The organism is Bacillus sp. FSL M8-0049 (assembly GCF_038593355.1).
Classification (GTDB): domain Bacteria; phylum Bacillota; class Bacilli; order Bacillales; family Bacillaceae; genus Bacillus; species Bacillus safensis.
The window spans coordinates 3,589,815-3,610,784 of the sequence record NZ_CP151986.1 but is presented as its reverse complement, the minus strand read 5'-3'; the positions used below and the strand labels follow the sequence as shown (position 1 = coordinate 3,610,784).

The 20,970-nt window shown below is 39.0% G+C and carries 21 protein-coding genes, 1 pseudogene and 1 other annotated feature; of the genes and pseudogenes, 20 read left to right on the top strand and 2 right to left on the bottom strand.

Annotation, left to right across the window (positions count from 1 at the left end):
- Position 1 precedes the first annotated feature (1 nt).
- The 6 genes from walK (at position 2) to NSU13_RS18570 (ending at position 6,662) form a co-directional block, all read left to right on the top strand.
- The gene (gene walK, locus NSU13_RS18595; protein WP_024424029.1) at positions 2–1,840 is read left to right on the top strand and encodes a cell wall metabolism sensor histidine kinase WalK; all 1,839 of its coding nucleotides are present in this window, start codon (positions 2–4) and stop codon (positions 1,838–1,840) included.
- Positions 1,830–3,209: a two-component system activity regulator YycH gene (yycH, locus tag NSU13_RS18590; RefSeq protein WP_041118417.1), complete on the top strand. Its 1,380-nt coding sequence runs from the start codon at positions 1,830–1,832 to the stop codon at positions 3,207–3,209. Before walK ends, yycH begins: the two co-directional genes overlap by 11 nt.
- Positions 3,196–4,059, top strand: coding sequence for a two-component system regulatory protein YycI (yycI, locus tag NSU13_RS18585; protein WP_120208931.1), 864 nt, complete (start codon positions 3,196–3,198; stop codon positions 4,057–4,059). Before yycH ends, yycI begins: the two co-directional genes overlap by 14 nt.
- 6 nt (positions 4,060–4,065) lie before the next feature.
- Positions 4,066–4,860 (top strand): MBL fold metallo-hydrolase, encoded by a 795-nt coding sequence (locus tag NSU13_RS18580; RefSeq protein ID WP_034283589.1) that lies wholly within the window; start codon positions 4,066–4,068, stop codon positions 4,858–4,860.
- 81 nt (positions 4,861–4,941) lie between these two features.
- Positions 4,942–6,129, top strand: coding sequence for a trypsin-like peptidase domain-containing protein (locus NSU13_RS18575; RefSeq protein WP_342489726.1), 1,188 nt, complete (start codon positions 4,942–4,944; stop codon positions 6,127–6,129).
- A 68-nt stretch (positions 6,130–6,197) separates the two neighbouring features.
- Positions 6,198–6,662, top strand: a complete 465-nt coding sequence (locus NSU13_RS18570) for a GNAT family N-acetyltransferase (RefSeq protein WP_034283585.1) — start codon at positions 6,198–6,200, stop codon at positions 6,660–6,662.
- Between the two features lie 39 nt (positions 6,663–6,701).
- Here NSU13_RS18570 and NSU13_RS18565 read toward each other — a convergent pair whose 3' ends face one another.
- Together NSU13_RS18565 and NSU13_RS18560 are read right to left on the bottom strand one after the other, a co-directional pair.
- Complete coding sequence (locus tag NSU13_RS18565) at positions 6,702–7,583, bottom strand: ABC transporter ATP-binding protein (protein ID WP_101677481.1); 882 nt, start codon at positions 7,581–7,583, stop codon at positions 6,702–6,704.
- Complete coding sequence (locus NSU13_RS18560) at positions 7,584–8,273, bottom strand: ABC transporter permease subunit (RefSeq protein WP_326135982.1); 690 nt, start codon at positions 8,271–8,273, stop codon at positions 7,584–7,586. It lies immediately after the preceding gene.
- Positions 8,274–8,465: 192 nt separating this feature from the next.
- Positions 8,466–8,736: a binding site (T-box leader), on the top strand.
- Between the two features lie 111 nt (positions 8,737–8,847).
- Here NSU13_RS18560 and NSU13_RS18555 point away from each other — a divergent pair.
- The 14 genes and pseudogenes from NSU13_RS18555 to NSU13_RS18490 all read left to right on the top strand — a co-directional run bounded on the left by NSU13_RS18555 (position 8,848) and on the right by NSU13_RS18490 (position 20,797).
- Complete coding sequence (locus NSU13_RS18555) at positions 8,848–9,708, top strand: S-adenosyl-l-methionine hydroxide adenosyltransferase family protein (protein WP_024427616.1); 861 nt, start codon at positions 8,848–8,850, stop codon at positions 9,706–9,708.
- 14 nt (positions 9,709–9,722) lie between these two features.
- On the top strand, positions 9,723–10,280 hold the full coding sequence (locus NSU13_RS18550) for an ECF-type riboflavin transporter substrate-binding protein (RefSeq protein ID WP_024424020.1): 558 nt from the start codon (positions 9,723–9,725) through the stop codon (positions 10,278–10,280).
- A gap of 19 nt (positions 10,281–10,299) precedes the next feature.
- The gene (locus tag NSU13_RS18545) at positions 10,300–12,015 is read left to right on the top strand and encodes an ABC transporter ATP-binding protein (RefSeq protein ID WP_342489725.1); all 1,716 of its coding nucleotides are present in this window, start codon (positions 10,300–10,302) and stop codon (positions 12,013–12,015) included.
- On the top strand, positions 12,006–12,836 hold the full coding sequence (locus NSU13_RS18540; protein WP_120208944.1) for an energy-coupling factor transporter transmembrane component T: 831 nt from the start codon (positions 12,006–12,008) through the stop codon (positions 12,834–12,836). Before NSU13_RS18545 ends, NSU13_RS18540 begins: the two co-directional genes overlap by 10 nt.
- Positions 12,837–12,994: 158 nt before the next feature.
- Complete coding sequence (locus NSU13_RS18535) at positions 12,995–13,165, top strand: CxxH/CxxC protein (protein ID WP_065215011.1); 171 nt, start codon at positions 12,995–12,997, stop codon at positions 13,163–13,165.
- 80 nt (positions 13,166–13,245) lie between these two features.
- The gene (rlmH, locus tag NSU13_RS18530; protein WP_342489724.1) at positions 13,246–13,725 is read left to right on the top strand and encodes a 23S rRNA (pseudouridine(1915)-N(3))-methyltransferase RlmH; all 480 of its coding nucleotides are present in this window, start codon (positions 13,246–13,248) and stop codon (positions 13,723–13,725) included.
- Between the two features lie 85 nt (positions 13,726–13,810).
- Positions 13,811–14,518, top strand: a complete 708-nt coding sequence (locus NSU13_RS18525; RefSeq protein WP_342489723.1) for a hypothetical protein — start codon at positions 13,811–13,813, stop codon at positions 14,516–14,518.
- Positions 14,515–16,191 carry a hypothetical protein gene (locus NSU13_RS18520; protein WP_342489722.1) on the top strand — a complete coding sequence of 559 codons (1,677 nt, stop codon included), beginning with the start codon at positions 14,515–14,517 and terminating at the stop codon, positions 16,189–16,191. Before NSU13_RS18525 ends, NSU13_RS18520 begins: the two co-directional genes overlap by 4 nt.
- A gap of 204 nt (positions 16,192–16,395) precedes the next feature.
- Positions 16,396–16,485, top strand: a pseudogene (locus tag NSU13_RS18515) (hypothetical protein); the annotation flags it as partial.
- 218 nt (positions 16,486–16,703) lie between these two features.
- Positions 16,704–17,174, top strand: a complete 471-nt coding sequence (locus tag NSU13_RS18510) for a hypothetical protein (RefSeq protein WP_342489721.1) — start codon at positions 16,704–16,706, stop codon at positions 17,172–17,174.
- A 538-nt stretch (positions 17,175–17,712) separates the two neighbouring features.
- Complete coding sequence (locus tag NSU13_RS18505) at positions 17,713–18,372, top strand: ATP-binding cassette domain-containing protein (RefSeq protein ID WP_342489720.1); 660 nt, start codon at positions 17,713–17,715, stop codon at positions 18,370–18,372.
- Entirely contained in the window at positions 18,369–19,118 is a 750-nt protein-coding gene (locus tag NSU13_RS18500) for a hypothetical protein (protein WP_342489719.1), read from the top strand. The genes NSU13_RS18505 and NSU13_RS18500 overlap by 4 nt, the downstream gene beginning before the upstream one ends.
- 11 nt (positions 19,119–19,129) lie before the next feature.
- Positions 19,130–19,630, top strand: coding sequence for a hypothetical protein (locus tag NSU13_RS18495; RefSeq protein ID WP_342489718.1), 501 nt, complete (start codon positions 19,130–19,132; stop codon positions 19,628–19,630).
- A 357-nt stretch (positions 19,631–19,987) separates the two neighbouring features.
- Positions 19,988–20,797 carry an MBL fold metallo-hydrolase gene (locus NSU13_RS18490; RefSeq protein WP_342490041.1) on the top strand — a complete coding sequence of 270 codons (810 nt, stop codon included), beginning with the start codon at positions 19,988–19,990 and terminating at the stop codon, positions 20,795–20,797.
- The last annotated feature ends 173 nt before the right edge of the window (positions 20,798–20,970 follow it).

The window sequence follows — 20,970 nt, the reverse complement described above, 5'->3', positions numbered from 1 at the left end:
TATGAGTAAAGTAGGTTTTTTTCGCTCGATTCACTTCAAATTGACCTTGATTTACGTGCTGCTGATCATCGTCGCCATGCAGATCATTGGCGTGTACTTTGTGAAGCAGCTAGAGCAGTCCTTAATTAATTCATATGATAATTCCTTGAATCAGCGAATCTACTCGTTATCGTATTACCTAGAACAAGATTCATCGAAAAGCAAGGCAGAATTAAAAGAGGATGCTCAAAAGATATTAAACGATTTTAACAACAAAGATGAGTCTAATGAAATCTCTGAAGTCAGCTATATTGACGAAAGCAGAGAGGTCATTGCCTCTGTAAATAACGGCAGCCAAGAGATTGCCGGCAAGAAAATCACTGATCAAATCATTAGCCGTATTTTCGCGGTCGGCAAAGACTATGAGAAAAAATTCTATGACCCTGAGTCAAATAAAAGGGTGCGTATTTCTGCGACAGCCGTAAAAAATGAGAACCAAGAGACCGTTGGTGTGATTTATGTTGTGTCTTCAATGGAAAGTGTGTTTAATCAAATGCGAACCATTAACACCATTTTAGCGACTGGGACACTGATTGCACTTGGGACGACTGCTCTACTTGGTATCTTCATTTTTAGAACGATCACTCATCCTATTTCAGATATGAGAAAGCAGGCGATCGAGCTTGCCAAAGGGAACTTCTCCAGAAAGGTCCGGAAGTATGGACATGACGAGATTGGCCAGCTTGCGACAACCTTTAACCATCTGACGAGAGAGCTGGAGGAAGCTCAGCTGATGACGGAGGGGGAGCGGAAAAAGCTTTCTTCTGTTATTGCCTATATGACGGACGGTGTCATCGCAACGAATCAAAACGGTGCAATTATTCTATTAAACAGCCCTGCATTAGAGCTATTAAATGTTTCACGTGAAACAGCACTAGAGATGCCGATCACGTCTTTGCTTGGCTTAGAGGAAACTCATACATTTGAAGATTTAGTCGAAAATCAAGATTCCATGCTGATAGAAATTGAGCGCGAAGATCAGCTGTCTGTATTGCGTGTGAATTTCTCCGTCATTCAGAAAGAGCATGGGAAAATTGATGGCTTAATTGCGGTCATTTATGACGTCACAGAGCAGGAGAAAATTGATGCGGAACGCCGTGAATTCGTCGCGAACGTATCGCATGAGCTGCGCACACCGCTGACGACGATGCGAAGCTATCTTGAGGCGCTGGCTGAAGGTGCGATTGGTGATAAAGAGCTTGCACCAAGATTCCTCAGTGTCACGCAAAATGAAACTGAGCGCATGATCCGGCTTGTCAATGACCTGCTGCAGCTGTCTAAGTTCGACAGCAAGGATTATCAATTCAACCGTGAGTGGACGAACTTTATCAGGTTTATCTCGCTCGTCATTGATCGTTTTGAAATGACGAAGGAGCAGCATGTCGATTTTATCCGCAACCTGCCGCAGCGTGAAGTATATGTGGAAATCGACCAAGATAAAATTACTCAGGTGCTCGATAATATCATTTCCAATGCCATGAAATACTCACCAGAGGGTGGACACATCACGTTTACCGTCGATTTGGATGAGGAGAAAGGCCTTGTGTTATTCAGCGTAAAAGATGAAGGAATCGGTATTCCGAAGAAGGATATGGATAAAATCTTTGAACGTTTTTATCGGGTGGATAAAGCAAGAACAAGAAAGCTTGGCGGAACCGGCCTCGGTCTTGCGATTGCAAAAGAAATGGTTCAGGCTCATGGCGGAGATATTTGGGCTGACAGCATTGAAGGAAAAGGGACAACGGTGACCTTTACCCTTCCGTACAATGAAGAACAAGAGGATGATTGGGATGAAGCGTGAGACCTTTAAAACCATAATATTGACAATCCTAATTGCGATCAGTCTTGTATTTACGTGGAATATCTGGATGTTCCAGCCCGTCATGCAGGATCAGGCAGATACCGGCACACAGGTCGTGGAAACGAAGAAGATTTCAAGCGACGAGCCTAGAAGTCTCATTGATGTCGTGAAGCCGCGCGAGATGTTCATCCATTCAAATGGGGAGCATTTTAAAGTGGATCAAAAGGAACTCTTTCAAAACTTTTGGAATGATGTGAGCCTTTGGGATGTCAAAGAGATTAATGATGTGTCAGATCAATATTCCGAGCAGAAATTTAAGAATTTCTTCTATGGACGCGAAGGACAAGGGAAGACTTTGGATCTTGTGTTCAATGATCCGATTCCAATTGATATTTTTCAAGCGCTCTTTAAATGGCCGAACAAGTCCATTGAATACAACTCGTTTGATCGAATGATCGTGCCGTTCGCCCAGCAGGATAAGGCCAATAAGAAAGTGTATTTGGTCTCATACAGCAAGGAGACGGTGCTTGAGCTGACAATTGAGTCCGCCAATTACCGTAATCTAATGAACAGTATCGCAGCCGCTCAAAACGAGATGCCGCGCTATGATCTTTATACATTCTCAACGAATTCTAAACGAGATTTCCTTCTTCCGAGAAAGCAAAAGCAGCTTGAAGCGAAGATGTTCTTTATCGAAACGATTAAGACAAACAAGTTCAAAGACGCTTTGTTTACGGACCCGAGCCTTGTCGGTGAGGAATCTAATTTAAACCGGACGGTGTACACAGATGGCACAAGCCGCCTTGAAGCCAATCAAAAAGACCACCGTATTCAATATCAGCACCGCAATATCAATTCCAGCACTGTTTTCCAAACGGGGGATTTGATTAAGCGAAGCGTGAAATATTTCAATGATACGGGAAGCTTTACTGATGACTATCAATATTTTGGCATCAACAGCAACCAGCAGCTATCCTTTAATATGTTTATGGACGGTTTGCCGATCGTCAACAGTACAAAGCATCCATTTGGGATGACCTCCCTTGAAGTACAATGGGCAAATGATGACATTTTGAATTACAAGCGCCCAAACTATATTCTTGGCAATAAAGCGAGTCAAAGTGAACAGGTCAAGCTGATGAACGGAACAGAGCTGAAGGACTTGATCATCAAGCAGACGAAATATGATGACCTGGAGAAAATTGAACAGATTTTCCCTGCATATCAAGCTGCTTCAACTCCATCAGATCAAGATCAAGCGATGTTTGTCTGGCTGGAGCCTGTATGGTGCATGAAATATAACGGCAAAACCGTGATTCTATCGAATGATCTTTTGACAGAGGGGAGCGAGAATCATGGAGTGGAATAAGACCAAAACGATCTTTATCCTAGCCTTTCTCGTTCTCGATATCTTTCTAGGTTTTCAATACTTTGAAAAACGGTCAACCGATCATTTTGCGATTATCGAAAAAACGGATACGCTGGAAGAAATGAAGGCAGACGGGATCAAATATGGCAATCTATCAGATGAAGCGAAGATTGGATACCGCATTACAGCTGAAAAGAAGCAATATACGAAAAAGGATGTCGACGGATTAGCTGATCAAAAGGCGAAAAGCACATTCCCGAAAACAGACAAAGATGATCCTGTCACGCTGCTTGAAATGACCTTCAACAAGCCCGTTGCCTTGCCGAAAAAGGATATCAAAACAGCGGCGACGAACCTTGTGAACCAGCGTTTGCTGGATGGGAAGAATTATAAGCTGTGGAGTATAGATGAAGAGACAGGGAAAATCGTCTTTTTCCAAACGTATAAAGGGAAATACATCTTCCAAGAAGGCCTTGATGACACCGAAACCATCGGGCAAATCACCTTAAATCTCAACGATCAAAACGAAATCGTCTCATATCAGCAATCAATGGTGACATCGATTAATGAAGTGAGAAAAGAAACCCTTGTCCCGGCACTTGAAACAGTGAAGGACTTATATACGCAAAATATGCTGAGCCAAAACACGACCGTGAAAAAGGTAGAGCTTGGCTACTATACGCAATACCCGGGGGCAAGCACGCAAGTCATGGTACCTGTATGGCGGGTGGAGCTTGAAGGCGTATCAGCAGGTTCAAAGAAAAAGACAGAAGAAGAATATTTGATCAATGCCATTGATGGCTCAACACTTGATCATATAGAGAAAGATGACAAATCTTCAATGGAGTGAGAGAACATGAGCTTGCAGTTCAGTGTACTAGCGAGCGGAAGTACGGGGAACGCTTTTTATTTAGAAACAGACGAGCATGCCTTTTTGGTGGATGCTGGTTTAAGCGGCAAACAGATGGTCGAGCTGCTTAGCCAAATCGACCGCAAGCCTGAGGACTTGGACGGCATTTTTGTGACACACGAGCACTCCGATCATATTAAAGGGCTTGGTGTCATGGCAAGAAAGTACAAGCTTCCTGTCTATGCAAATGCGAAAACATGGAAGGCAATGGAGTCTCATATCGGAAAGATTGACACAGAGCAGAAATTCCATTTTGATATGGAGACCGTTCAATCCTTTGGCGGCCTTGATGTCGAGTCATTTGGCGTCTCACACGATGCGGCAGAGCCTATGTTTTACGTGTTCCATTATGGAGGGCGCAAACTTGCCCTCATGACAGATACAGGCTATGTGAGTGACCGCATGAAAGGCATTATTAAGTCAGCCAATACGTTTGTGTTTGAGAGCAATCATGATGTCGGGATGCTGCAAATGGGCCGCTACCCATGGAGCATTAAGCGCAGAATTCTGAGTGATGTCGGACATGTATCAAATGAAGATGCTGCTCTCGCGATGACAGATGTCATTGGAGATGCCACCTCACGCATTTATTTGGCTCACTTGAGTCAAGATAACAACATGAAGGATTTAGCCCGTATGGCGGTCCAGCAGACGCTTGAAATGAAGGGCTTTGTTGTGGGGGACGGCTTTGATTTATTTGATACGGACCCGAAAAAAGCAACCCCGCTTTGCGCCGTATGATTTTTATAATCGTATGATTAAGATAAGAGCTTCTTACCAACACTATATACATCATCTATTCACTGAAAGGAAGGAAACATAGTGGATTATCGCGATGTAGAGTGGAAGCCGAGACGAAGCAGAAAAGGATATTTTCTTTCTGGTTTGATCGGTGTATTGGTAGGAGCTTTTTTAATGGGATTCTTTTTCCCCTATGTATCTGGACAGAGCGGCAGTCCCTTTGGATGGCAGCAGAACAGTGATGGACAAACATCTCAGGGCCCTTTAAAAACTGTGAATGTAAACGTCAATGATGCAGTCACGAAAGTGGTGTCTAATATGTCAGATACGGTGGTCGGCGTCATTAATATCCAAAAGTCGAGCTTTTGGGAGGAAGGCGGAGAAGCAGGTAGCGGGTCAGGTGTGATTTATAAAAAAAAGGGTGACACGTTTTATATTGTCACAAACCATCACGTCATCAAAGGCGCCAACCAGCTTGAAGTGAGCCTCCATGATGGGACAAGAATTGGTGCCAATCTTGTCGGCAGCGATCAACTCATGGATTTAGCAGTTCTCACTGTCAAAAGTGATAAAATCAAGAAAACGGCAGCCTTCGGTAACTCAGATCATGTGAAGCCGGGTGAGCCAGTCATCGCCATTGGAAATCCATTAGGGCTTGAATTCGCAGGCTCTGTCACACAAGGAGTCATTTCAGGCACGGAGCGTGCGATCCCTGTGGACTCAAATGGGGACGGACAGACGGATTGGAATGCAGAAGTACTGCAAACAGACGCCGCCATCAATCCTGGAAACAGCGGTGGTGCCTTGATCAATATGGACGGAAAGGTGATCGGCATCAACTCAATGAAGATTGCTGAATCAGAGGTAGAAGGAATCGGGCTGTCCATTCCAGCGAATCTGGTCATACCTGTCATAGAGGATTTAGAGCGCTACGGAGAGGTAAAGCGTCCGTACCTTGGCGTCGGCATGAAATCATTAGCGGATATTGCGAGCTACCACTGGCAGGAAACGTTGAAACTGCCATCTAAGGTTACATCTGGGGTCGTTGTCATGAGTGTTGAGCCGTTATCTCCAGCAGGAAAAGCGGGACTAAAAGAGCTGGATGTCGTGACCTCCTTTGATGGCAAGAGTGTACAGAATATCGTGGATCTTCGTAAGTACTTATATCAAAGGAAGGTCGGCGACAAGGTAAAGGTGCAATTTTACCGAAGCGGAAAGAAAAAATCAGCAGAGATCAAACTTTCTCAAACCGACCGATATGGCGGCTAACCAGTTCCAACTAGGAACTGGTTTTTTTGGCATGACTGACATATGATGAAGGAAAGGGGGCGGTACGATTGGTTACACTACAACGGATGTCACAAACTGATTACGATGTATTGATGGAGAAAGCCATTCAGCGGTACGCGGAAGAAAAGGTACTCGCAGGGACATGGGAAAAGGAAGAATCACTTGCGAACGCAGAAGAACAATTTGACAGACTGCTTCCAGAAGGACTTCAGACGGAGCATCATGAGCTGTGGAATTTCTTAAACGGAGATGAAGCGATTGGCTGGGTTTGGCTTTGCTATGACCCGAATCACCCGCAGCACGAAGGATTTATTTATAACTTTATTTTGTTTGAAGCTTATCGAGGAAAAGGCTTTGCAAAGCAGGCCATTGCTGCATTAGAGGAGCAGGCAAAGTCATTAGGTGTGCAAAAGCTCTCGCTCCATGTCTTTGCTCACAATCAAATCGCCCGTTCGCTGTACGAGAAAACGGGATTTGCAGAAACCGGTATCTATATGAGTAAACCTTTATAAAAAAGAAGAAGTACCGTGCAGAAAGCGTACGGTACTTTTTTATGAGGACGTCATGGCATCCTGAGCCGTGACTCTGTATAAATCGACTTTACACTTCACGAAAGCGCGAATGATCGCTGGAACTTGAGCTTCTGAACGAATTAACAATGAGGTCTCGTCATCACTGATCACAAGATCTGTTCCGACAGTTTGCAGGTACTGCGTGAGAACAGGTTTCACCTCATCATCAATCCATGCATGCTTGAAGGTTGCACGTATGTTTGAGGATGTGATGGTTTTCTCTTGAGGATGAGTATGTGGGGACACTAATTTTCCTTCAGAAATGAACGCCGTTTTGGTACAAATACTATTGGTGAACCTTGGACGGTCAGCTGTTAAAAAGACGGTTTTTCCTTCATCCTTTAATGTTTCAATGACCCGCTGGATGTGCAAGATCGAATCTGCATCAATATCGGCAAAAGGTTCGTCGAGTAAAATAAATTCCGGCTGATGGGCGATGGCCTGCGCCATTCCGAGCCGTTTCTTCATACCAGGTGTGAAGGCACCGACCTTCTCCTGATGATCATGATGTAAACCGACAAATTCGAGCAGTTCTTCATAATCACTCGTTCTCTGGCGTGTTCCGGTGATTTTTGATAAATAGGCAATATGCTCAAGAGCCGTAAGACCTTCATATAAATCCGTATATTCTGGCAGAACACCGATATGCTGTCTCACTTTTTTTAGCGAAGGCATATTCATCACTGTAAACGTACCAGAGGTAGGGCGGGAGATCCCGGTAATAATATTGAAAAACGTCGTCTTACCAGATCCCTTTGGTCCAATGAGTCCGAAGATATCGCCCTGATTGACATCAAGATTAATATGATCTATTGCGACTTTTGTACGGTATTTTTTTGTGAGCCCCTTTGTATGAAGCATCTACACATCCCTCCTTTGAAACAGCAGTGCAGTTCCAATGAGTAAGATAACGGTCAATGCCGTGTTCATTAGGACGTAGGTCAGCGGTTCACTCCAGCGCGCATAATAATAAGGCGTCATATATTGGAACCAATGAATCATTCGTTCTGAAGAAAGAACAGAAATCAAACTGACGATTGGGAAAAGAAAGGAAAATAACATGCCGACAAACATTGATTTCTGCGGTGTTGGAAAGAGCATGGACAAAAATAAAGCACATGAGATACCGACACTGATAAAGGTTAAGATTTTTAAGGCATCTGAGAACAGAAAACGGTGTGAAATCACCATATTCAGCACATATGTCGTCATAATACAGCTAAGCCAAAACAGCATCAGTCCAAGATATTTCCCGATGATAATGTTCAAACGGGTTGTTTTACTGACGAGAAAACGAATGGTTTTCAAATGAATTTCGCGGCTTAAAATATCATGAGACAACAAAAAAATAAGGAAGAAACCAAATAAAGAAATCACCAGTTCATTCCCAATAGAATAAGGATCCTTTGCCAGTTCCCATTTTTCCTGATGAGCAGCGATAAACGGAAGACTTGAAACAAAAGTAGATAAAATGAAAATAATAACAATTGTTAAAATAGATTTTGTGCTTTTGAAGAGCTGCTTAAACTCATTCATACAGATGGTCCACACACGCTGTACCTCCCTTCACCTTTATTATACCCCTAGAAAAGAAAGACACCATATCTTGCTCTTTAACATTTGTTTAAATTTCATAAAAAGAAGACTCTTCCAGCACCAGTTGACTCATTTTTAAAAATGTTCAGAAAAATATCTTGATTTATCAAAAAACATCATGTATGATAGCTTTAATTCAAGATAACTATACAGGCAATGACGAGAGAAAGTACAATCATCAATTTTTCCACAGAGAGCTTCGGCAGCTGAAAAGAAGCAAAAATAATGATTCGAAAAATGGTCTCTGAGCCTCGTGCTGAACATATCTATGATATTAGTAGGTGACGACGAGAGTTGGTACTCGTTATCAAAACCACAGTATATGAGCCAGATTGGAGCTTTGTACTTGTAGAGGCTGTTTAGCGCGAGCAAACAGTAAATAAAGGTGGTACCACGAGACAAATACCTCGTCCTTATGATTCAAAGATAAGGATGGGGTATTTTTTATTGTCCACTTTTTTTCATACAATTGTTCAAATGTTCCACGTGAAACACCACATCCATTTTTTCAAATGAAAGGGAGATTGACATGAGTGAACATGCATTGGTTTTACAATCAGATTTCGGCATTGATGATGGAGCTGTCAGTGCAATGTACGGAGTGGCAAATACGGTCAGCAGCAGCATCCGCATTTTTGATTTAACACACAATATTCCGCAGTATGACATTTGGGAGGCTTCTTATCGCCTGCTTCAAACCGTCACATACTGGCCGGAAGAGACCGTATTCGTTTCCGTCGTTGACCCGGGCGTTGGATCCGAGAGAAAAAGTCTTGTCGTCAAAACGACAAGCTCTCACTATATCATTACCCCAGATAACGGGACACTCACGCACGTTGCCCAGGATATTGGCATTGTGGAAGCCCGTTACTTAGATGAAACCATTAACCGGCTGCCAAAGTCGGGAAAATCACATACTTTCCATGGGAGAGATATTTACGCTTATACAGGGGCGAGAATTGCATCAGGTGTGATTTCATTTGAAGAGGTTGGGCCAAAGGCGAATATTGATGATATTATCCATCTTCCAGTCGTACAGGCTTATGCGGAAGAAGATGTGATCACAGGGACGATTGATATTTTAGATGTGAGATTCGGAAACCTATGGACAAACATTCATCACACGCTATTTGAACAGCTTTCAATTAATTATGGGGATGCAATAGAAGTTACCATTGCCAACGGGCCGAAAAATGTGTATAAAAATATCATGACCTATGGACGATCTTTTGCCGACTTAAAGGTAGGCGAACCACTCGTATATGTCAATTCACTCGATCATTTAGGCGTGGCGATCAATCAAGGGTCATTTGCAAAGGCTTATAACATCGGTACAGGCACAGGCTGGCGCCTTTCGATTCGCAAAGCTCCGCGCATTATATACGAATAAGAGGAGGATACATCATGGCAGGAAAACAACTTTCAACGAAAACTGTCGTTGCCATTGGAATTGGAGCAGCCGTCTTTGTGATTTTAGGACGCTTCGTCTCCATTCCAACTGGAATTCCGAATACACAAATTGAAACCTCATACGCATTCCTTGCATTAATGGCCGTGCTATTTGGTCCTGTTGCAGGCGCACTGATTGGTTTTATTGGCCATCTCATTAAAGATGCGACCACATTTGGCCCTTGGTGGAGCTGGATTATTGTATCGGGTGTCGTTGGTTTATTGATCGGCTTTATTTCTAACCGTTTAAAAGTAGAAGAGGGAGACTTCGGCTGGAAGAAAATCACGCTCTTCAACGCCGTACAAGCAGGCGCACAGGCATTAGGCTGGTTTATCATTGCTCCTGTACTCGACATTGTGATCTATGCAGAACCTGCGAACAAAGTGTTTGTCCAAGGCATCGTGGCAGGGATTTCAAACATCATCACAGTTGGTGTACTAGGAACCATCATCATTGCAGCCTATGCAAAAACGAGAAGCAAAAGCGGCAGCCTATCGAAAGAAACATCATGAAGCAAGGTGGAACACATAAATGAAGAAACCGATGATTCAATTCGAACATTTCGGATTCAAGTATCGCAGTCAGGCAGAACCAACATTAAAGGATATCAACCTGACGATCTATGAAGGAGAAAAAGTTCTCATCGCAGGCCCGTCTGGATCGGGAAAAAGCACACTAGCCCATTGTATCAATGGGCTAGTTCCTGCGTCTTATAAAGGTTCTATGGAAGGAAGTCTTCACATCGGCGGGAAAAATGCAGAGAAAGAGAACATTTTCTCCCTCTCACAGCTTGTCGGAACGGTGCTTCAGGACCCTGATGGACAATTCATCGGGCTGACCGTTGGAGAAGACATCGCGTTCACGCTTGAAAATGATCAAGTCACACGCGAAGAAATGAACACACGTGTCGAGGAAGCTGCCAGATTAACAGAGGTAGACGGCAAGCTGGCAGCTTCCGTGCATGAGCTGTCAGGCGGACAAAAACAACGTGTCGCCATTGCGGGCGTACTTGTCAATGATGTCGACATTCTGCTGTTTGATGAACCACTTGCAAGCCTAGACCCCGCAACAGGTAAAGAAGTCATCGACCTCATTGACCGGCTGCAAAAACAAACGAAAAAAACCATCGTGATGGTTGAGCACCGATTAGAGGACGTCCTCTTCCGTCATGTGGACCGCATTATCGTTGTCAATGAAGGAACGATTGTAGCGGATATGACACCAGATGAATTGCTCGCCTCAAACGTATTAGAAGCGGCGTATTTACGTGAACCTTTATATGTAAAGGCGATGAAATATGCAGGCATACCGGTCGCGCCAGGAGATCAGATCGCTGATTTACAGCGTCTCACCTTAGACGACGAGGCAAAAGAGAAAATCGAACAGTGGATGGAAGCGTCTGAGCCATCAGTAGAACAGATTGCAGCACAGGATTTACTAGAAGTGCGCGAGCTGAGCTTTGACTATCCAACAAGACCAAATACGCTGAGCAACATCTCTTTTACCGTCAAAAAAGGAGAAATGATCAGCATCGCAGGAGCCAATGGAGCAGGCAAGACAACATTATCTAAGGTGCTTTGTGCATTTGAAAAGCCAACGAAAGGGTCAATTCTTTTAAATGGTGATGACATCACAGGAGATACGATCAAACAGCGCTCCGAACGAATCGGTGTTGTTATGCAAAACCCCAATCAAATGATTTCAAAACAAATGATTTTTGATGAGGTGGCACTCGGTCTCGTTTTAAGAGGCGTAAAGGAAGACGAGATCAAGGAGCGTGTGGAGCGGGTTCTGAAGGTGTGCGGGCTGTACCCATTTCGGAAGTGGCCGATCTCAGCCCTTAGCTTTGGACAGAAAAAACGCGTCACCATCGCGTCAATTCTTGTTTTAGAGCCAGAAATACTCATCCTAGACGAACCAACCGCAGGACAGGACTTTAAACATTACACAGAGATGATGACGTTTTTAGAGCAATTAAACCAGCAGGGTGTCACGATTTTCATGATCACCCATGATATGCACTTGATGCTTGAATACACAACAAGAACCATTGTCATTTCAGATGGAGAAAAAATCGCAGATGATACACCAGCCAAAGTGCTGACAGATCAGCTGCTTGTCCAAAAGGCGAGCTTAAAGGAAACATCGCTGTATGAACTGGCGCTGAAAGCAGACTGGCCAAATCCAAATGAACTCGTGGATCGCTTCATTGAGGTTGACAGAAAGGAACGAATGACATGGCTGTAGACATGCTGTCTTATATCGATCGCCCGTCACCGATTCACCGGCTGACAGGTGCAACCAAACTCATTTGCTTTATCCTCTGGTCATCCGCAGCGATGCTCACGTATGATACAGGCGTATTAGTGTTTATGTTAGCCGCCAGTATCGTGTTCTTTCAGCTATCGAACGTACGATTTCGTGATATTTCCTTCGTGGTGATCGTCCTGGCGATTTTCCTAGTGATCAATAACATCGCCATTTACATCTTTGCGCCCCAGCAAGGTGTCGCCATCTACGGAGCAAAGCATGAGCTGTTTCATATTGCAGGCTGGTATAATGTCACACTTGAACAGCTTTTCTATCAGTTGAACATTACGCTGAAATACGTGACCGTGATGCCAGCAGCGCTTTTATTTATTGTGACAACAAATCCAAGTGAATTCGCCTCATCTCTCAGCCGAATTGGGGTCAGCTACCGGATTTCGTATGCTGTAGCGATTGCTCTTCGTTATATTCCAGATATTCAGCGGGATTTTCGCACGATCGCGATTTCTCAGCAAGCAAGAGGCATTGATTTATCGAAGAATGAAAAGCTGGGAAAACGAATCAAAAATGCGCTGTCGATTGTGATGCCGTTGATTTTCTCCAGCTTAGAACGGATTGAAACGATCAGCAATGCGATGGAGCTGCGCGGATTTGGGAAACATAAAAAGCGCACATGGTTTACGGCGAAAGACTTTCAAAAAGCAGATTATGCTGCGTTATTGTTTGTTGGTGTGGTGCTGATCGTGTCGCTAGTGATTACATTTGTTAGAGGAACGAGATTTTATAATCCATTTTTATAGAAAGAAGCCTTCACAGAAGTGGAGGCTTTTTTTAGTTTGTGGATAAAAGGTGTGAGAAATGGTAAAAGACTATTAACATGTGAATAAATCGGTTATATTGGACAATGAGCGAAACACTTGTGAATAACTAAAGAACTTATTGGAGGAATAAGAAACTTATGAATAAAACATTTTATGCTTGTGCAGAACACATAGAAACCGTATTAGACATGTACATAGATGATCACGAAACGCCGCCGGAATTCAGAAAAATCGAACATACACACAGTTTATCCACAACCTGTGAATTGTGCGATGAACCTGCAATATATATAGTGGGGAACGAATGATCGGACACAAAATACACAAATTTTATCCACAATTGTTGATAACTTATCTGAATAACTTGTTCTTAAGGTGGGGATGACCTGTGAATATATCAATTATCACAGTAGGAAAATTAAAAGAGAAATATTTAAAGCAAGGCATAGGCGAATACACCAAACGATTACAAGCTTACGCAAAAATCGAGATCATTGAGCTCGCGGACGAAAAAGCACCCGAGAATCTCAGTGATCAAGACATGAAAATCATCAAAGACAAAGAAGGCGAACGCATCCTAAGCAAAATCAACCCAGACGCCCACGTCATCGCCCTCGCCATCGAAGGAAAAATGAAAACTTCCGAAGAATTAGCCGATACAATAGATAAGCTGGCAACTTACGGAAAAAGCAAAGTATGTTTCGTCATAGGCGGATCCCTTGGCTTAAGTGATGCCGTCATGCAGCGCGCGAATGAGAAGCTGTCGTTTTCGAAAATGACGTTTCCGCATCAGTTGATGAGGTTGGTGTTGGTGGAGCAGATTTATCGTGCGTTTCGGATTGTGCGGGGTGAGCCTTATCATAAGTAGATGAGATTTTATACTCTTTTAGATGGATTGTAAGAAGGCTTAGTGGTAAAATTTACATGAAAGTTTAGACAGTGAGGTGTATGTTATGAGAAATTTCCTTGATATAAAAAGAGTTATGGAGGAATCTGCTGAAGCTTTGACTGAAAATACCCTTAAAACAGTCGATACCCATGGGGAACTTTATGCAGAAATGCTCCATTACTTAGAAATACTTAATTTATGGTCGAGGAAACTAGAAATCTATGATTCAAATGTAGTTCTAAAAGAAGTGTGTTATGACCTTCTTTCTTCCCTTCACATAGCTGCTCAAGGCATGTATAGAAATGCATACATATGTTTAAGAAGTGCACTTGAATTAGGTATGAGTTTTATTTATTTTATTGATAGAAATTATGAGTACTTGCTGTGGAAAGTAAATGACTATGATATGAAGTGGTCAACTTTAAAAGATAATGAAAATGGTTTGTTAAATAAAAAATATTTTTCTTTTTTTTTGGGGCAGGACTTTCAAGTAGAGGATTTAATAGAACAGTTTAAGTCGGTATACAGAGAATGTTCAGAGTATGTTCATGGTAAATACAAATATATGCACACAATTGAAGAACAAAAAATACACTATCAAAAAGATAAAATTGAACTTTGGGCAGCGATGTTTATTGATATAGTTAAGTTACTTAATATATTATTTACAATTAGATTTAATGAGTTTGCGAATTCTTTTACAGATGATAAAAAAATAAGTTTAAAAGAAGCACTTACTGAGTATAAATTAGGAGGACTAATACAAATATGAGGTTTGATGATGAATTTATTTTTCGTACTGAGGACATTAGTCCGCACGATTTAATCGATATATTTGTTGCAACTAAAACAGATAGAGATAACCTAAATTATATTAAAAGTAAATCACCATTATTATTAGAAGGCAGTAGAGGAACCGGTAAAACAATGCTCCTGAGAGTAGCAGAGAAAGAAATGGACGAAGATTTAAATTCTTCTAGGGAGCTTGCAGTATTTGTTAACTTTAGTAAGGCTATATTTGTAGATGCATATAAAGATATTGTCTATTTTAGAAATTGGATGTTCTCAAAGATATTATTTGCATTAAAGAGAAAGCTGGAAAAGAAGGGAATCGTACTGTCTTCGACAGGAATTCTGGGAAATTACTTTGGTTTTATAGATAAAGAGGAGAATATTCTACAAAAGCTTGACGATTTTATTTATGCTTTAGAAAATTCTTGGAGTAATAAGAACTTTGATATTTCTGAGAAGGCCAGTGAAATATTTGGAGTGGACTTAAAAAAGATTGGTATTATACGAGATGTTGATTACTTTAAAGCTCTGATTGAGGATATATGTGAAACATGTAATATAAAAAGAATTGTATTACTCTTTGATGAAGCATGCCATAATTTTATCCCTTTGCAACAAAGAGAGTTTTTTACGATGTTTAGAGATTTAAGGTGCCCTTTTATTAGTTGTAAGGCAGCGGTATACCCAGGCATAACATCATATGGCACGTTTCAAGCGTTCCATGATGCAATGGTAAAAAAGGTAGAAAGAGATATAACAAGTCTTGATTATATAGAAAAAATGAGGGAAATTGTAAAAAATCAAGTAGGTGAAGATACGTATAGTATCTTTGAAAAGAATGGTGAAAATTTTAATGCTTTAATATATGCTGCATCAGGAAACCCAAGATTGTTGTTAAAGAGTTTGTTTATGGCAAGTGAAGATTTAAAAAGTCTAAAGACTGGGAATGTAAATACAACAATTAAGAATTTTTATAGAACTAATATATGGAATGAACATACCAAGCTAAGTGATATATACATAGGTCATAAGAAGTTGATTGACTGGGGTAGATGGTTTGTAGAAAACAAAGTATTACAGGAGACACTAAACAAGAATGATAAAAGGGTAAGTGAAGATAAGTACCAGCAAACAATTTTCTTTACTATTCATCGGGATGCGCCAGCAGTTGTGAAACAATCGATAAGAATTTTAGAATATTCAGGGATAATTTCACTTCACACAGAGGGCACAAAAGTGAGAACAGAAGTGTTTGATAGATATCAAGTTAATTTTGGAGTTGTATTAGCTTCAGAAACAAAAAATACACCTATAAATAGATATAAGGAAATAGTGACAAATTTATCAATAAAATTATATTCAGAGTATGGTATAAATTCGCCATCATATGAAAATATAGATGAGCTTAAACCAGTTGAAATTGATGCTGATATTAAACATATTCTAAAAAGTCTATTGCAGGAACCTATTGATAAACTGGATATAACACCATTTCAGTGTGCTACATTAAAAACTGTTGGCTTTACAGCATTACAAGATATATTAAGTGCAAAAGAAGAAGAATTACAAAAGGCCTATGGAATTGGTCCTAAAAGAGCAAGGAAAATCTATAATATTGCTTTTAATGCCACAATCGAATATATTTCTGGATGAAGAAATGTTGGAATGAGAATCTGCTGAAAACAGGAGAAGGTTTTCCTGTAATTTTACAAATATAAAATACCAATCACGCTCTATCAATATGATAAAATTGTACTGTTAGATACCTTTATTGGAGGAAGTAAATTGAATAATCAAACAGATAATCAAATCGTTAGTTTTATATGGGGCATCGCTGATGATTGACTTCGTGATGTATATGTACGTGGGAAATATCGAGATGTCATCTTGCCGATGACCGTTATTCGTCGTTTGGATGCTGTCGCTTTCAAGCAGCCAGTGGGATAAAAAATAATACAAGCAACAACTTTAAGTTTTCACTTGTACACTCTGTATTGTATTAAATGACATGAAAAAATAATATTGCAGATTTTTTGATGATGTAATTTAAATTAAATATAAGAATTAAGTCAGTATAGTTTTCAATTTTCTTTGTTAATAAAAAAATATAGAATCTTTAGCAAAATGTGTTATTATATAGAATATTATGAGAGGAGGATAATGTAGTGAAAAAAGTACTTATAGCATTATTGGTGGGGGTTATGTTCATTAGTCTTTTACCAATGCAAAGTGTATTAGGAGCAGGTAAAACCTATAATGTGGGTGGAGGCTGGAGTTATCGAGTTGATACCCCAGACAATGCTAAGCCATACCATCATATTCATTTCATGAAAAAAGGTAAAAATGTCTATTGTCTAAGGCTGGATACTATGGGACCATGTGATAAGAAGAATAATAGTTATAAGAATTTTGATAGCTTACCTAAAAAGGTAAAACAACATGTGTCAAATAATAAATATGTGCAAGGCATAATAAAAAAAGAAAACCCTCAAACAAAATCTTGGATATCTAAGATTCCTAAGTGGGCGCTAGTGTCAGTAGGAGCGCTAGCAGTATTTCTTGCGACAGCAACGTTCTTTTTCCCAGGAGATGATGTAGCAGCTTGGGCGTTTTTCTTAAGAGCAATGGCAGTATAGGATAACTAATAGTAAAAGAACAGTGCAATTATTTTGACCATTATTTAAGCTTGTAGATAAGATCTACAAGCTTTTTTATATAATAAGAGTTATAACGTAAAGCTGATGAGCATAGCATGTCATTAAATTTTGAGAGAGAAAGCTTGAAAATAATGTTGATTGAGAAAGACATGGTGAAAAGCCTCTGTTCTTATGAGTTAAAAAAGAAATATAAGAAATTAAAGTCAGTACGACTGATCATAATATGTAGGGATAACTGTGAAAGGTCATTTTTTTATTCATTTTATACAGCTTTGGTTTAGGAAAGTCGTATGTTGGATTCAATCGCATTGAATGTGATATAAAACGTTGTAAAACCAAATATAAATAAGGTAGCTGGTGGTATAATCATGTCCATGAAAATGGCTGACAACTTGATAAAGAGTGGCTATGTATACGCCCCATAGTTTTAATAAATTTGCCTAAACGGGCATCTACCTTTTAAAATAAATGTATGATAAAATTATTTCACCATACAGGCAAGGAGAGAAAAGCTATATTGTCTAATATAGAATTGAATAACATTTGTTATAGATTTAAATCTTCATTATCTATAAATAACGTGAATTTTTCTGAAAACAAGCTAAATATTATAAAAGGAAAAAATGCATCTGGAAAAACTAATTTATTAAAAGTAATTGCAGGCCATATTATACCTAAAAGTGGAGAAATTCAATTTTCCGATGATTTAAAATTTGATTTTAATAGATTTAAACTAAAAGATCAGAAGCGTTTTACTGAGTATGTTAAAAATAATATTTCCTTTATTGAATCACCAAATTTCCTATACAGTGAGGCGTCTATAGAACAGAATTTAAACTATTACTTAAAGATAAACAAAGAGAAAGAAATATTAGAAAAACATAAAAAATTTATAGATTTCTTAGATTACTTTAAGGTGGAAGAAGACAAAAATAAAACAGTCAGTTCATTATCAAAAGGTACTAGACAAAAACTCATAATAATATTTCAGATATTGTTGGACCGAAAGATTATACTTATGGACGAGCCAACGTTAGGCTTTGATAAAGAGAGTGTAGCTAAATTTTTTAATATGTTTGAGGAGTTAGATAAAACATTTATAATAACAACTCATGAAGAAAATTTTATCCAACGTTCTAATTTCCATAATTTCAATATGGAGGATATACAAAGATGAATTTGTTAACTGCTGAACTTAGAAGATCATATTTTAATTATATAAAAAATATAAAGTTAACTTTATTATCAATCGTATTTATGGTATTAATTTTAATATTCACAGTTAATTCTTTTATAAATAAATTAGAAATATATCATGATTTTTTAACAATATTTATATCATTAGTTTTCTTTCTTAGGTTACTATTAAGTAGTTACACTTTTCCAGGTAATCAAATTAATCAAGAGATTAAAGAAAATAGAATATACACGTTAAGTTATTTAAAGTCCTCCTTTGAACATATTATTACAGCAAGAATAATTATTAATAATTTTCTTAATTTGATTTTTTCGGTTTTATTCATTATATTGGTAGATATAGCATTAGGAAGTTCTTTTAATATTAGCATTTACCAATATTTTGTTATATTTGTTATCTCATTTCTAGGAATGTTCTCTGTCTCTGGAATTGGATTGCTTGTAGTATTAATAGGTGTGGTTTCGGGTGTTAAAAAAATAATTATCACTGTTGCCCAGATTGCATTATTTTACCTGATATTTTCATTTCCCTCTGGTAGTATTTTTGTGCCTTTTTCAAACAGTAAGGTTATGATATATAATTTATTAAACAATTCTTATATAGATTTTAATATGTTATGGATGAATTTTTTATATGTTTTTATTAACTCAGTGATTTTTTATTCTTTTAGTTTATACCTGTCAAAAATTTTAAGATTGATTGCATTAAAAAATAATAAATTATAGGGGTGAATTGTATGTATAGATTTAATAGAATTTACAGATTGACTGATACCGAAATTTGGGAAGTAAGGTTGCTTAATTATAATGCATATTGCTACTTTTCTATAACAGACATGAATAGAAAAGCTACAATTGAGGATAATCAACTGGCAACCGAGGAAGAGTTAATTTCAAGAGATAATTATATTTCTATAGATGTTCATAGTAATGTTAAATTGAATGAAATATTAGAAGACGAAGAGTATGAGGAATTAATAGATGATATTTCGTCATTAGTTGAACATATGGTAGATAATGCACATGTGTTTTTCCATTTCCACTTATATGAGAATGAAAAATTTGAATCTCATAATATAGAAGTTGATAATGATGAAGATTTATATGGTTCAAAAGAAGAGCAAGTTGAGGAATATAAAGAGCAATTTATCAAAAATAACTGTATCAAATTAGTTGAAAAATATGTAAATAAAAGACTTATCGAATTATCTGACAGTAATTTTTGTCAAGATAAGTAACCATACAAATATTCTGTTTTAGATAGTATCGTATACTTTATAATTTCGTTTTAGTTAATATTATAGGAAAGAATAAAAGTTATGAAAATTTTTTATCGTGATCTTAAACTGCTGTTATGCAAGTTTGGATCACGATTCTTTATATACTAACAAAGAAGGGTTATTTTGTCTCTTTAATTAATAACATTATAGAGAACTTTTAAGTATATTTTTTAATTTTCCCCATTAAAATTATTCATACATAAATAGGTATTAGAATCGTACCACTTCAATGAGAATAGAGAACGCTTTATCATAATTATAGAAAGGAGGTATTTTATGCACACAATCAAAAAAATAGGCTAAACCTTCTCCTACATCACACCAGTATCACTCACCGACCGCCCCATCCTAGGCATGGTCGTAGGCAATAACAAAACATTAATGATCGATGCCGGTAATTCAGAAGATCATGCGAACTATTTCATCCAAAAAACCTTAGAACACGAGAACGCCTCGCCGGATATGGTTGTCCTCACGCATTGGCATTGGGATCATATTTTTGGTCTGCCTGCGCTGCCTGATACGGTTTCAATTGCTTCTGAACAGACCAGAAAGGAAATGGAGGAGCTTGTTCCGTTTTCGTGGTCAGATGAGGCGATTGATGAGCGGGTGAGGGAAGGAACGGAGATTGAGTTCTGCGCGAAGGCCATTAAGGAAGAATATCAGGGTCATCGAGATATTCAGGTGGTTTTACCGGATGTCACGTTTGACCGTCGGATAGAGATTGATCTTGGCGGGGTTACTTGCATTGTGCAGCAGGTTGGAGGCGATCATGCGGTAGATTCCGTGATCGTGTATGTGAAAGAAGAGAAAATTCTTTTTCTTGCTGATTGCATTTATCCGAAAATGTATGCCGAAAAAGTACATTATACTGTGAAAGAAATATTGCGTCTTTTAGATGAGTTAGAAGCTTTTGATGCCGATACGTATATTCCTTCACACCAAAGACCGTGGACAAAAGAGGAGTTTCGTCAGGAAACAGACAAGCTTCGGATGATAGCGAAATCCACTGATCTATGTGGTGGAGATAAGCAGAAAATCACGAAAGAATTTCAAAATTACGTGAACAGAGAACTGAAAGAAGATGAATTAGAAACCATTGCTTACTTTGTAAATGGTTATTAAATAATTGCGGTAACTAAACAAAAAGTCTCATTTGAGTGTATTTCCCTCAAACGAGACTTTTTTATTTTATGGTAAGCCTACAACATCTTCTGCATCACGAACTGTGACAGACATTACCCAAGTCTTTTTTCCTAACTGAAAACAATTCCAATTTAAAGTGTAAAATAGTAAAA

Bases quoted from the DNA above. Each gene is read 5' to 3' on its own strand.
- yycH (WP_041118417.1), top strand. From the start codon at position 1,830: ATGAAGCGTGAGACCTTTAAAACCATAATATTGACAATCCTAATTGCG.
- NSU13_RS18545 (WP_342489725.1), top strand. From the start codon at position 10,300: ATGAAGAAACCGATGATTCAATTCGAACATTTCGGATTCAAGTATCGC.
- yycI (WP_120208931.1), top strand. From the start codon at position 3,196: ATGGAGTGGAATAAGACCAAAACGATCTTTATCCTAGCCTTTCTCGTT.
- NSU13_RS18500 (WP_342489719.1), top strand. From the start codon at position 18,369: ATGAATTTGTTAACTGCTGAACTTAGAAGATCATATTTTAATTATATA.
- NSU13_RS18550 (WP_024424020.1), top strand. From the start codon at position 9,723: ATGGCAGGAAAACAACTTTCAACGAAAACTGTCGTTGCCATTGGAATT.
- NSU13_RS18555 (WP_024427616.1), top strand. From the start codon at position 8,848: ATGAGTGAACATGCATTGGTTTTACAATCAGATTTCGGCATTGATGAT.
- NSU13_RS18495 (WP_342489718.1), top strand. From the start codon at position 19,130: ATGTATAGATTTAATAGAATTTACAGATTGACTGATACCGAAATTTGG.
- NSU13_RS18580 (WP_034283589.1), top strand. From the start codon at position 4,066: ATGAGCTTGCAGTTCAGTGTACTAGCGAGCGGAAGTACGGGGAACGCT.
- NSU13_RS18565 (WP_101677481.1), bottom strand. From the start codon at position 7,583: ATGCTTCATACAAAGGGGCTCACAAAAAAATACCGTACAAAAGTCGCA.
- NSU13_RS18535 (WP_065215011.1), top strand. From the start codon at position 12,995: ATGAATAAAACATTTTATGCTTGTGCAGAACACATAGAAACCGTATTA.
- walK (WP_024424029.1), top strand. From the start codon at position 2: ATGAGTAAAGTAGGTTTTTTTCGCTCGATTCACTTCAAATTGACCTTG.
- NSU13_RS18525 (WP_342489723.1), top strand. From the start codon at position 13,811: ATGAGAAATTTCCTTGATATAAAAAGAGTTATGGAGGAATCTGCTGAA.
- NSU13_RS18540 (WP_120208944.1), top strand. From the start codon at position 12,006: ATGGCTGTAGACATGCTGTCTTATATCGATCGCCCGTCACCGATTCAC.
- NSU13_RS18520 (WP_342489722.1), top strand. From the start codon at position 14,515: ATGAGGTTTGATGATGAATTTATTTTTCGTACTGAGGACATTAGTCCG.